The organism is Citrobacter freundii complex sp. CFNIH9, from assembly GCF_002903305.1.
Lineage (GTDB): Bacteria > Pseudomonadota > Gammaproteobacteria > Enterobacterales > Enterobacteriaceae > Citrobacter > Citrobacter portucalensis.
In genome coordinates this window covers 616872-629153 of sequence record NZ_CP026238.1, presented here as the reverse complement: position 1 = coordinate 629153, position 12282 = coordinate 616872, and the positions used below count along the sequence as shown (strand labels likewise).

The following is a 12282-nucleotide window of genomic DNA, read 5'->3' as shown; positions in this document are numbered from 1 at the left end:
TCAATCCAGACTGTTAAAAGTGGGGAACCAGGTTCGCCTTCTGGATATTACTCAGCGCGAACACTTCATCTTTGCCTTCGACTGTGACCGTGATCATCTCACCGTCCACCGCTTTGATAACGCCCTGCCATTTACGACGGTTTTGTACCGCCATACGAAGAACCAGCGTGACTTCTTCACCCAGGAAACGCACGTAGTGTTCAGCTGTGAACAGAGGACGGTCGAGACCCGGAGAGGAGACTTCCAGGTTATAGGCAACGGTGATTGGGTCTTCGACATCCATCACGGCGCTTACCTGATGGCTCACATCAGCACAATCATCAACATTGATGCCATCTTCACTATCAATATAGATGCGCAGTGTGGATGTGCGACCACGAATAAATTCGATGCCGACCAGTTCGTAGCCCAGGGCTTCAACTGGCGCTGTAATCATCTCTGTTAATTTTTGCTCTAATGTGGACAAGCCCACCCCCAAGACATAAAAAAAGGGCCTAAAGCCCAGTTATTCTGTAGTCAGATAACAAAAAACCCCGATAAATCGGGGCTTTAGATAACTGAACCCTATAACCGCACCTGCGGTTCGGAGAACCTTCCGAAAGAATTTTTTTCAAATCCAGCTACGAAGGCCTAAGTCTTCACAGTATATTTGAAAAAGAACTCTAAGGGAAAGTGGTTGCGGGGGCCGGATTTGAACCGACGACCTTCGGGTTATGAGCCCGACGAGCTACCAGGCTGCTCCACCCCGCGCCTGAAACGTGGCAAATTTTACTCGTTTTGGGTAAAAAATGCAAATACTGCTGGGATTTGGTACCGAGACGGGACGTAAAATCTGCGCACAGTATATTGATTCACTATGCGTTATGTCAACCTTGTTACGACTATGCAAATCAATGAATGCTGCCCAGCGCTAGCCCAGCAAGATAAATATGCCGCCCATGCCGTTATTTAACGAAATTATCACTAAACTCTTCCTGTCATCCAGAAAAGATGATTAAATGAAAACTCATTTATTTTGCATAAAAATGCAATTAGTATAATAAGCCGACCTCTTCACCAGTCTATCAAGCAGGGTTTTATTTTATGACGACGATTCTCAAGCATCTCCCGGTAGGTCAACGTATTGGTATCGCTTTTTCCGGCGGCCTGGACACCAGCGCAGCACTGCTGTGGATGCGACAAAAAGGGGCTGTCCCATATGCATATACTGCGAATTTGGGCCAGCCGGATGAGGATGACTATGACGCCATTCCTCGCCGTGCAATGGAATATGGTGCTGAGAATGCTCGCCTGGTAGATTGCCGTAAGCAGCTGGTTGCCGAAGGGATCGCTGCCATTCAGTGCGGTGCCTTCCACAACACCACTGGCGGACTGACCTATTTCAATACCACCCCGTTGGGCCGCGCCGTGACCGGCACCATGCTGGTTGCCGCCATGAAAGAAGATGGTGTAAACATCTGGGGCGACGGTAGCACCTATAAAGGTAACGATATTGAACGTTTCTATCGTTACGGTCTGCTGACCAACGCCGAACTGCAGATTTACAAACCATGGCTGGATACCGATTTTATCGATGAACTCGGCGGTCGCCATGAGATGTCCGAATTTATGATTGCCTGTGGTTTCGACTACAAAATGTCCGTTGAGAAAGCGTACTCAACAGACTCCAATATGCTCGGTGCGACTCACGAAGCAAAAGATCTGGAATTCCTGAATTCCAGCGTCAAAATCGTCAACCCGATTATGGGCGTGAAGTTCTGGGATGAGAGCGTGAAGATCCCGGCAGAAGAAGTGACCGTGCGTTTTGAACAGGGTCATCCGGTTGCTCTTAACGGTAAAACCTTCAGCGACGACGTTGAGATGATGCTGGAAGCCAACCGTATCGGCGGCCGTCACGGTCTGGGTATGAGCGATCAGATTGAAAACCGTATCATTGAAGCGAAGAGCCGTGGCATCTACGAAGCCCCGGGGATGGCATTGCTGCATATCGCCTACGAGCGTCTGCTGACCGGTATTCACAACGAGGATACCATCGAGCAGTATCACGCGCACGGTCGCCAGCTGGGTCGTCTGCTGTATCAGGGCCGCTGGTTCGACTCTCAGGCGCTGATGCTGCGTGACGGTCTGCAGCGTTGGGTTGCCAGCCAGATTACCGGCGAAGTCACGCTGGAACTGCGTCGTGGTAATGACTACTCAATCCTCAACACCGTGTCTGACAATCTGACGTACAAACCAGAACGTCTGACGATGGAAAAAGGCGACTCCGTATTCTCTCCGGATGACCGTATCGGTCAGTTGACCATGCGTAATCTGGATATCACCGATACCCGCGAGAAGCTGTTCGGCTATGCGCAGTCTGGCCTACTGACAGCCTCTTCCGCAACCGGCCTGCCGCAGGTTGAGAATCTGGAAAATAAGGCGAAGTAAAGATTCACTATCTTAAGGCCGCGAAAGCGGCCTTTTTTATGCGCGGAATATAGGATGTCTGTAGGCCTGATAAGCGTAGCGCCATCAGGCGTTGTAATAATGTCGGATGGCGGCGTTAACGCCTTATCCGACCTACAGGATAGCCATAAATAACAGACGAAAAAAAAGACGCTTTGCAGCGTCTTTTTTTTGGAATTTGGTACCGAGGATGGGACTCGAACCCACAAGCCCGTTAGGGCACTACCACCTCAAGGTAGCGTGTCTACCAATTCCACCACCTCGGTACAGAATACTTAGCGTGGGATATCGCTGGTCGGCTGAGCCGGAGCAGCTGGCTGAGTTTGCTCGGTTTTCGCCGGTGCACTCAGATTTTCCCACTCACTTCCTTTATTGGTCTTATTGCTGTTCATGTTACCCAGCACCAGACTGATGATGAAGAACAAGGTTCCCAATACAGCTGTCATACGGGTCATGAAGTTACCAGAACCACTTGAACCAAACAGAGTACCAGAAGCGCCTGCGCCAAAAGAGGCTCCCATATCAGCGCCTTTGCCTTGCTGCAGCATGATCAAGCCTACCAGGCCAATTGCCACAATAAGGAAAACTACTAAAAGAGCTTCGTGCATAATCAACCTGTTCCTTGCGGAGTTGCCGCGTACAATGCTTCGACCATTAAAGCGGGAATATTTACTGTTTCCCACTGAAGCGGGTGTGAATACTAACCAAAGCGAATAACCTTCGCAAGGGCAATTTGTTAGCATTGTATCAACTGCGGAAAAAATCGCCATATCAATCAAAAACGCAGCAACTTCTCCCAGCATCTCTGCATAACGGCACGTTGATCTTCAAGATTCGCCCATACCACAACGGGGATTTCACAAATCAGGTCTGTATTTTCTGGCCAGCAGTGAATAATTTGCTGATTCACCAACTCTTCCGCCACCATCGATTCAGGTAACCAAGCCATTCCCATATGGCGCAGTACCATTTCTCGTATCGTTTCGCTTAAACCACTCTCAAATACTTTTTTTAGCCGTGGGCGGACGCGTTGTTCTGCCGACTCAATAATACGTCTGACAAAGGTGTAGTCGCTATAGCATAGCCACGGAATCGGAGCATGCGGATCACTAAGCGCATAAGCCAACTGGGCGGAAATAACCGGTATAAATCGCTCATACCGCCATAGTGAACGTTTTAACCCTCCGGCGATCTCCAGCCCCGGCTGGGCAGAGGGTAAATCGTAGGTTACCAGTAAATCAATTTGCCGGTTCATCAGGGCATTGAAGTGGTTGTCTATCCCCTGGATACTGGCGTTTACCGTAAAGTTTAACTGCGGCTCACTCTGTCGCAGGTAGTTGATCATATCCGGCAGGATATTCACCGACAGCGTATGCAGGCTGACCATCACCAGCGTGTTATCCGTTGCTGGCGTCATCGCCGACAGCTCATGGCGTGCCTCTGTTAACGTGCTGAGGACGTGCCGGGCATAAGGTTCAAAGCGTTCACCATAGCGCGTCAGCGTGACAGGGGTCGTTGTCCGGTCAAACAAAGGCACTCCCAGCACCTCTTCCAGCGCCTTTATACGCCGACTCAACGCCGGTTGAGTAATATGCCGCTGCGCCGCGGCCTGAGAGTAGTTTCCATGCTGGCTCAAGGCCAGAAAATCTTCCAGCCACTTACAATCCACGTTGTGCTCTCCGCCATGCCATAACCGCATCCTCCAATAACAAATCGGTAATAGTCATAGTTATAGTAATGGCTTTATGGTGGGCATCATAACAACAATATTTCGTTTCACCTGCCGACTCTCACCCTCGACGTTTGACAGGACCGCTATGTTTACTTTATTGACCAATGCCCGTGTTTTTTCTCCTGAGGATTTAGGCCTCTGCTCCCTGCTCATTCATGCCGACCGAATTGTGGCGGTAGAAAAAGATATTTCATTGTTTGATGGCATCAACGAGGTCATCGATTGTCGGGGTAAATGGGTTATCCCTGGTATCATCGATCAGCATGTTCATCTTACCGGTGGCGGTGGTGAAGCCGGATTTGCCAGTCGGACGCCCGCCGTCAAGCTGCGCGACCTGATTCAGGCAGGTATTACCACGGTGGTTGGCGTGTTAGGCACCGATGCCATTTCTCGTTCACCCAAAGACCTCTACGCAAAAATGCAGTCTCTCAACCTTGAGGGATTACGCGCGTTTATGCACACGGGAGCCTACGCCGTTCCCAGCCCAACTATTACGCGATCCATCCGCGATGATATGGCCTTCATTCCGGCAATTCTTGGTGTAAAAATCGCCCTCGCCGATCACCGCGGTTCTTACCCCTCTTTCCAGGAGTTGCTGAGGATAGTGAGCGATATTCGCGTCGCTTCCCTGCTGGCTGGGAAAAAAGGCTTGCTGCATGTGCACCTGGGGAATCTGCCGGAAGGGATGTCGCAACTTATTGAGCTGTGTGATGCGGGTATTCCGATTCACCATATTTCACCGACGCATGTTGCGAGAACTGAGCCCTTGTTCGAACAGGCGATTGCTTTCGCCCATCGCGGCGGCCATATCGATGTTACGTCCGGTGGCAGTCGTTTTATGCCTCAGGAGCAAGCGATTCTCCACGCACTCGAAGCACTGGTTCCGGCGGAGCGCATCACGATCAGTTCTGACGGCAATGGCAGCGTTCCGCGCTTTAACGCTCAGGGTATCGTTGAAGGTTTAAGCGCGGCACCGGTCGCAGGCAATCTTAACCTGCTTCCTCGCCTGATTGATGTCGGGATTCCGGTGTCACAGGCCATCGCGATGCTGACGGCAAACGTTGCGCGCTCGCTGGGTATTTCCGGGGGCGTGCTCTGCGCCGGAGAACGTGCTGATATCTGTGTACTCAATGATGACCTCTCGCTGGCCCATCTGTTTGCCGCGGGTAAACCGTTGCTGCGGGATGGCGAGTGCCTGGTTACCGGCAACTTCGAGTAAGGGGGCAAGAATGTCATTGCTACTGGCGCTAATCGCCATCATTTTTGCCGGACGTCTGATCCTCAAAAAATATCACCCCCAGTCGGTACTGTTATTGACCGGGATTGTGCTGTTGCTTATCGCGCATTTTAGCGGAATGACCTCACTCAGTGGCCTGGTGAAAAAGAGCACCGGATTTGGCCCCTTTGACGCCTTTGAGTTTATTCGCGATACCCTGAGCGTGCGTCTCGGCGGCCTCGGACTGCAAATTATGCTGATTGGTGGTTTTGCCACCTACATGTCAGCCATTGGCGCAAGCCAGGTACTGGTTCGGGTGACGTCTCGTCCTTTGCAACGGCTGAACTCGCCTTATCTGCTGCTGGGGCTGGCACTGCTATTGGGTCAATTCCTGTCGCTGTTTATCAGCAGCGCCACCGGATTGGGTCTGCTGTTGATGGCGACGCTTTACCCGCTGCTTACCCGTCTTGGCTGTAGCCGCGCCGCGGTTGCCGCCGTTATCGCCAGTACCTGTGCGGTTGAGTTTGGCCCCGGTTCCGGCAACTCTGTTCTCGCCGCCAAAACTGCAGGCATCGAGGTCGTGAACTATTTCGTGCAGGATCAGTTGCCAATCGTTGTGCCCGTCATTCTTTTCATCGCCCTACTGCATATTGTTGTGCAACGCTTTTTTGACCGTCGGGAAAGTGGCGACAATGCAGCTCAGCAAATGCAGACATTAACGGCGACTGATGAAGCCGACGCACCTATCGCCTGGCTGTTTCTGCCCATGCTGCCGCTGGTATTGATGCTGGTGTGCAGCGATTTAGTATTCAGCTCTCTCAAGATCACGCTGGATACCGCCGTACTGATAAGCCTCGCTATTACGCTGGTTTGTGAGTACTGCCGTCATCGCAAGGCGCGCGAGGTGATGGCTGGCGTACAAAAGGTTTTCGACAGCATGGGCAGCGTTTTTGCCACCGTCGTGACGCTGATTATCGCCGGTGAAGTCTTTTCCGCCGGACTGAAAGCCATTGGTGCCGTTGACGCACTGTTGTCACTTTCCGGTGAATTTGGCCTCAGCGCCGCCTCTATTATCCTGCTGATGACCCTGATCACCTTCGCAATTTCAGCGCTGATGGGCTCCGGGAATGCGGCATTTTTCTCCTTCGCACCCATGGTGCCGGACATCAGCCGTCATATCGGTAGCGATATCGCTGTCATGATGTTGCCTATCCAGATCTCGGCGGGTATTGGTCGTACACTATCGCCCATCGCCGGCGTAATCATTGCTATCGCAGGGATTGCAGGTGTCTCGCCTGTGGATATTGTTAAGCGTACCGCGATTCCGATGCTGGGCGGTTGGCTACTGATGATTGCGTTAACCTTTGCCCGGTCTGGGCATCTGCTGGCGGTTCTGCCGTGGCTGGCAGTCCTTGTGCTACTGATGGTCAGTGGTTACTTCTGGCAGCGCCGACGTAAACAGCCGCTTGCCGTACAGTAAAAAAAAGCCGGAGTCTCAGACTCCGGCTTTCACTTTCTTCGGAATTACGCCGCTTTCACAGCATCGGCAATACGGTGGGCGAATTCAGTCACCTGCGCTTCGTCTTCACCTTCAACCATCACACGAATTAACGGTTCGGTACCAGACTTACGCAGCAGGACGCGTCCACGGTTACCCAGCGCCGCTTCCACTTCCGCCATCACCGCTTTCACATTTTCATGTTCCAGTGGATCGCCGCTACCTGCTGTGTATCGTACGTTAACCAGCAGCTGTGGGAACATTTTCATGCCGCTGCACAGGTCGTGCAAGCTCATATGGTTGCGTACCATCGCCGCCAGCACCTGCAGACCCGCCACGATACCGTCACCAGTGGTGGTTTTGTCCAGCAGGATCACATGACCTGAGTTTTCGGCACCGATACGCCAGCCTTTTTCCTGCATTTTTTCCAGCACATAGCGGTCGCCAACTTTTGCACGGGCAAACGGAATACCCAGTTGTTTCAGCGCCAGCTCGAGGCCCATGTTGCTCATCAGCGTACCTACCGCGCCACCGCGCAGCTGACCCTGACGCAGGGCTTCACGGGCGATGATATACATGATCTGATCGCCATCGACCTTATTACCTTCGTGATCAACCATAATGACGCGGTCGCCATCGCCATCCAGCGCAATACCCAGATCGGCTTTTTCCGCAATCACGCGCGCCTGCAGGGCACGGACGTCGGTGGCGCCGACTTCTTCATTGATATTCACACCGTTTGGCTCACAGCCAATGGCAATCACGTTTGCACCCAGTTCACGCAGTACATTTGGCGCAATGTGGTACGTCGCACCGTTAGCGCAATCCACCACAATTTTAAGCTCATTCAGATTCAGTTCGTTCGGGAAGGTGCCTTTGCAAAACTCGATATAGCGACCGGCAGCATCAACGATACGCGTGGCTTTACCCAGTTCAGCGGAATCCACGCAGGTGATCGCTTTTTCCATCTCGGCTTCAATGGCTTCTTCCACTGCATCCGGCAGTTTAGTCCCGTCGGTAGAGAAGAATTTAATCCCGTTGTCATAGTACGGGTTGTGCGAAGCGGAGATAACAATCCCAGCCTCAGCACGGAAGGCGCGCGTCAGATACGCAACGGCGGGTGTTGGCATTGGCCCTGTGAATGAGGCTGAGAGTCCGGCGGCAGCCAGGCCCGCTTCCAGCGCAGACTCCAGCATATAGCCGGAAATACGCGTATCTTTACCGATAATAATTTTACGTGAACCATGACGAGCAAGCACTTTCCCTGCAGCCCAGCCCAGCTTGAGCACAAAGTCAGGAGTAATTGGGGCATCGCCTACGCGACCGCGGATCCCATCAGTGCCAAAATATTTACGATTACTCATAGCGTTTTTTTTCCTTTGCAGACAATGTGGCTTCCACCACACGCATCGCTTCTACGGTTTCTTTGACGTCATGGACACGAACGATCTGCGCCCCCTGCATTGCGGCAATCACCGCGCACGCAAGGCTACCGCTCAGGCGTTCAGATGGCCCCACATTCAGTAACTGGCCAACCATTGATTTTCGTGACATCCCAACCAGCAATGGCAGATTAAAATGATGAAACTCAGACAAACGTGCCAGTAATGTGTAGTTGTGAGTGAGATTTTTACCGAATCCGAATCCGGGGTCGAGCAACAATTTATCTTTTGTGATTCCAGCCCGCTCGCAACGTGCTATTTGCTCAACAAAGTAACGGTTTACCTCAGCAAAAACATCCTCATACTTTGGTGCTTCCTGCATGGTTTTCGGCTGCCCCTGCATATGCATCAGGCAAACCGGTAATCCGGTCTCCGCTGCGGCTTCCAGCGCTCCAGGCTCCGAGAGTGAGCGAATATCATTGATGATATGCGCGCCAACTCTGGCACATTCGCGAATCACTTCGGGTTTTGAGGTATCGACCGAAATCCACACTTCAAAACGCTGAGCAATCGCCTCGACCACTGGGATCACTCGCTGCAACTCTTCTTCCACACTCACATCAGCCGCGCCCGGACGCGTGGACTCACCGCCCACATCAATGATAGTCGCCCCGGCGTTAATCATCAGGTTTGCGTGTTTTACCGCCTCAACCAGAGAGTTGTGCGCTCCACCATCGGAAAATGAGTCTGGCGTGACGTTCAAAATCCCCATGACGTGCGGATGGCTGAGATCCAGTGAAGAACCCTGAGCAAAGAGTTTCATAGTTTTATCCCTGGTAAAATCTTGAATATGCAGATAAGAAAAACCCCGGAGCAAGCCCCAGGGTTTTCAATTAAAACACGGTCATCATCAACGATAACTTATTTGTCGCCCAGTTGCTCTGACATAGTGCCAGAGTCCGGCGCACGCGGTTCATCAACCGGACGCGGTGCACTCGGCTTACCGGTGCTACCAGAGTTGTTGTTAGAAGAACCCGGTTCTTCCCAACCCGCTGGCGGACGTACGTCGCGGCGAGCCATTAGATCGTCAATCTGCGGCGCATCGATGGTCTCATATTTCATGAGCGCATCTTTCATCGAATGCAGAATGTCCATGTTTTCGTTCAGCAAACGACGTGCACGGTCATAGTTACGCTCAATCAGCAGCTTAACTTCCTGATCGATAATGCGAGCGGTTTCATCGGACATGTGTTTCGCTTTCGCCACAGAACGTCCCAGGAACACCTCGCCTTCTTCTTCAGCGTACAGCAACGGACCGAGTTTATCGGAGAAGCCCCACTGAGTAACCATGTTACGCGCCAGGTTAGTCGCGACTTTAATGTCGTTCGACGCACCGGTAGAAACATGTTCAGCACCGTAGATGATCTCTTCCGCCAGACGGCCACCGTACAGTGTGGAGATCTGACTTTCCAGTTTCTGACGGCTGGCGCTGATTGCGTCGCCTTCAGGCAGGAAGAAGGTCACACCCAGCGCACGACCGCGCGGGATAATCGTTACTTTGTGCACCGGATCGTGTTCCGGTACCAGGCGACCGATAATCGCGTGGCCAGCTTCGTGATACGCGGTAGATTCTTTCTGCGCTTCCGTCATCACCATGGAGCGACGTTCCGCACCCATCATGATTTTGTCTTTCGCTTTTTCGAACTCAACCATCGACACTACGCGCTTGTTGCCACGAGCAGCAAACAGCGCCGCTTCGTTCACCAGGTTCGCGAGGTCCGCACCGGAGAAGCCAGGCGTGCCACGTGCAATGATTGCCGCATCGATATCCGGAGACAGCGGTACGCGACGCATATGCACTTTCAGGATCTGTTCACGACCGCGAACGTCTGGCAGACCAACCACAACCTGACGGTCGAAACGGCCTGGACGCAGCAGCGCAGGGTCAAGAACGTCCGGACGGTTAGTTGCCGCGATAACGATAATACCTTCGTTACCTTCGAAGCCGTCCATCTCAACCAGCATCTGGTTCAGCGTCTGTTCACGTTCATCGTGACCACCGCCCAGACCTGCGCCACGCTGGCGACCTACGGCGTCGATTTCATCGATGAAGATGATGCACGGTGCCGCTTTCTTGGCTTGTTCGAACATGTCTCGCACACGAGATGCACCGACACCCACGAACATTTCCACGAAATCAGAACCGGAAATTGTGAAGAATGGAACCTTCGCTTCACCTGCGATAGCTTTCGCCAGCAGGGTTTTACCCGTACCCGGAGGACCAACCATCAGGACGCCTTTCGGGATTTTACCGCCCAGTTTCTGGAAACGGCTCGGTTCGCGCAGATACTCAACCAGCTCAGCGACTTCTTCTTTTGCTTCGTCACAACCCGCAACGTCAGCAAAAGTCGTTTTGATCTGATCTTCCGTTAGCATGCGCGCTTTGCTCTTGCCGAACGACATGGCACCTTTGCCACCACCGCCCTGCATCTGACGCATGAAGAAGATCCAGACACCAATCAGCAGCAGCATTGGGAACCAGGAAATGAAGATAGAAGCCAGCAGGCTCGGCTCTTCAGGTGGTTCGCCAACAACCTTGACGTTTTTGGTCAGCAGGTTATCAAGCAGCTTCGGATCGTTAACCGGGATGTAGGTCGTGTAACGGTTACTATCTTTCTTGGTAACGTTAATCTCACGTCCGTTGATCTTCGCTTCACGAACCTGGTCCTGATTGACCTCTTGCAGGAAGGTAGAGTAATCAACCTTACGGCCATTAGACTCGCTGGGCCCAAAGCTCTGGAATACTGACATCAGCACAACGGCAATGACCAGCCAGAGAATTAGGTTTTTCGCCATGTCACTCAAGGGATTAACCTCATATTACAACTGTGTTAAAAACAGCGTCAGGATACTCTATATCCAGTTTCTTTCAAACTTTCGTTTGAAATCTGCCGGTTATGGTTTACGCCCGGTCGCTACAATATACACTTCACGCGAACGGGCGCGAGAAGAGTCCGGCTTACGAACTTTGACCTTCGTAAACAGGGAGCGAATCTCTCTTAGATACTCATCGAAGCCTTCGCCCTGGAACACCTTCACTACAAAACTACCACCTGGCGCTAATACATCACGAGCCATTCCAAGCGCCAGTTCTACCAGATACATGGCCCGGGGAATATCCACCGCCGGTGTTCCACACATATTTGGCGCCATATCAGACATGACAACTTGTACTTTACTGTCACCTACGCGTTCAAGTAACGCTTTCAGGACTAATTCATCACGAAAGTCGCCCTGAAGGAAGTCCACACCAACGATTGGATCCATAGGTAAAAGATCGCAAGCGATAATGCGGCCGGTGTTGCCGATCTGCGTAACTGCATATTGCGACCAGCCACCGGGTGCAGCACCGAGATCAACTATCGTCATCCCCGGTTTAAAAATTTTGTCACTTTGCTGTATTTCATCAAGTTTAAACCAGGCACGGGAACGTAACCCCTTTTTCTGCGCCTGTTGAACATATTTATCGCTAAAGTGTTCCTGAAGCCAGCGACTCGAGCTGGCAGAACGCTTTTTACCTGTCATTTCACATTCCCAAAGGGCAGTTCATCGTAACCAATGGTGTAAATTTCTACACAGCTATTTGGCGATATATGGGAGATGGCGGTAGAATGACCCGTTTTCAATCCCAACGTAAGCAAAAATATACGATGAATCTGAGTACTAAACAAAAACAGCACCTGAAAGGTCTGGCACATCCGCTCAAGCCTGTAGTTATGCTTGGCAATAATGGTTTGACCGAAGGGGTACTGGCCGAGATTGAACAAGCGTTAGAGCACCATGAACTTATCAAGGTGAAAATCGCCTCGGAAGATCGCGATACTAAAACCTTGATCGTGGAAGCTATCGTACGCGAAACCGGCGCCTGCAATGTACAGGTCATCGGCAAAACGCTGGTACTGTATCGCCCGACTAAAGAACGTAAAATCTCGCTGCCACGCTAAGAATA

The 12282-nt window shown here is 51.8% G+C and carries 11 protein-coding genes and 2 tRNA genes; 4 read left to right on the top strand and 9 right to left on the bottom strand.

Features of this window, described 5'->3' with window-relative positions; translation table 11 throughout:
* Positions 1-13 precede the first annotated feature (13 nt).
* Together rimP and C2U43_RS03220 are read right to left on the bottom strand one after the other, a co-directional pair.
* Entirely contained in the window at positions 14-466 is a 453-nt protein-coding gene (gene rimP, locus C2U43_RS03225) for a ribosome maturation factor RimP (RefSeq protein ID WP_003024996.1), read from the bottom strand.
* Between the two features lie 207 nt (positions 467-673).
* Positions 674-750 (bottom strand) — tRNA-Met (locus C2U43_RS03220).
* Between the two features lie 333 nt (positions 751-1083).
* On the opposite strand from C2U43_RS03220, the gene argG reads away from it, so the two are divergent.
* The gene (argG, locus tag C2U43_RS03215) at positions 1084-2427 is read left to right on the top strand and encodes an argininosuccinate synthase (protein WP_005131837.1); all 1344 of its coding nucleotides are present in this window, start codon (positions 1084-1086) and stop codon (positions 2425-2427) included.
* A 197-nt stretch (positions 2428-2624) separates the two neighbouring features.
* On the opposite strand, the gene C2U43_RS03210 is transcribed toward argG, so the two are convergent.
* From C2U43_RS03210 to C2U43_RS03200, 3 genes are all read right to left on the bottom strand, one after another.
* Positions 2625-2711, bottom strand: a tRNA-Leu gene (locus C2U43_RS03210).
* 9 nt (positions 2712-2720) lie between these two features.
* On the bottom strand, positions 2721-3053 hold the full coding sequence (secG, locus tag C2U43_RS03205) for a preprotein translocase subunit SecG (protein WP_003025000.1): 333 nt from the start codon (positions 3051-3053) through the stop codon (positions 2721-2723).
* Between the two features lie 167 nt (positions 3054-3220).
* Positions 3221-4114, bottom strand: a complete 894-nt coding sequence (locus C2U43_RS03200; protein ID WP_103284673.1) for a LysR family transcriptional regulator — start codon at positions 4112-4114, stop codon at positions 3221-3223.
* A gap of 148 nt (positions 4115-4262) precedes the next feature.
* Here C2U43_RS03200 and iadA point away from each other — a divergent pair, with 148 nt between their 5' ends.
* Together iadA and dcuC are read left to right on the top strand one after the other, a co-directional pair.
* Complete coding sequence (gene iadA, locus C2U43_RS03195) at positions 4263-5396, top strand: beta-aspartyl-peptidase (RefSeq protein WP_103284672.1); 1134 nt, start codon at positions 4263-4265, stop codon at positions 5394-5396.
* A gap of 10 nt (positions 5397-5406) precedes the next feature.
* Positions 5407-6873 (top strand): C4-dicarboxylate transporter DcuC, encoded by a 1467-nt coding sequence (gene dcuC / locus C2U43_RS03190; protein ID WP_103284671.1) that lies wholly within the window; start codon positions 5407-5409, stop codon positions 6871-6873.
* A 44-nt stretch (positions 6874-6917) separates the two neighbouring features.
* On the opposite strand, the gene glmM is transcribed toward dcuC, so the two are convergent.
* The 4 genes from glmM to rlmE all read right to left on the bottom strand — a co-directional run bounded on the left by glmM (position 6918) and on the right by rlmE (position 11858).
* The gene (gene glmM / locus C2U43_RS03185; protein WP_103284670.1) at positions 6918-8255 is read right to left on the bottom strand and encodes a phosphoglucosamine mutase; all 1338 of its coding nucleotides are present in this window, start codon (positions 8253-8255) and stop codon (positions 6918-6920) included.
* Complete coding sequence (gene folP, locus C2U43_RS03180) at positions 8248-9096, bottom strand: dihydropteroate synthase (RefSeq protein WP_048225717.1); 849 nt, start codon at positions 9094-9096, stop codon at positions 8248-8250. Before folP ends, glmM begins: the two co-directional genes overlap by 8 nt.
* A gap of 98 nt (positions 9097-9194) precedes the next feature.
* On the bottom strand, positions 9195-11129 hold the full coding sequence (gene ftsH / locus C2U43_RS03175) for an ATP-dependent zinc metalloprotease FtsH (RefSeq protein WP_003025013.1): 1935 nt from the start codon (positions 11127-11129) through the stop codon (positions 9195-9197).
* 99 nt (positions 11130-11228) lie between these two features.
* Entirely contained in the window at positions 11229-11858 is a 630-nt protein-coding gene (rlmE, locus tag C2U43_RS03170) for a 23S rRNA (uridine(2552)-2'-O)-methyltransferase RlmE (protein WP_003025015.1), read from the bottom strand.
* A 125-nt stretch (positions 11859-11983) separates the two neighbouring features.
* Here rlmE and yhbY point away from each other — a divergent pair, with 125 nt between their 5' ends.
* Positions 11984-12277 carry a ribosome assembly RNA-binding protein YhbY gene (gene yhbY / locus C2U43_RS03165; protein ID WP_003025016.1) on the top strand — a complete coding sequence of 98 codons (294 nt, stop codon included), beginning with the start codon at positions 11984-11986 and terminating at the stop codon, positions 12275-12277.
* The last annotated feature ends 5 nt before the right edge of the window (positions 12278-12282 follow it).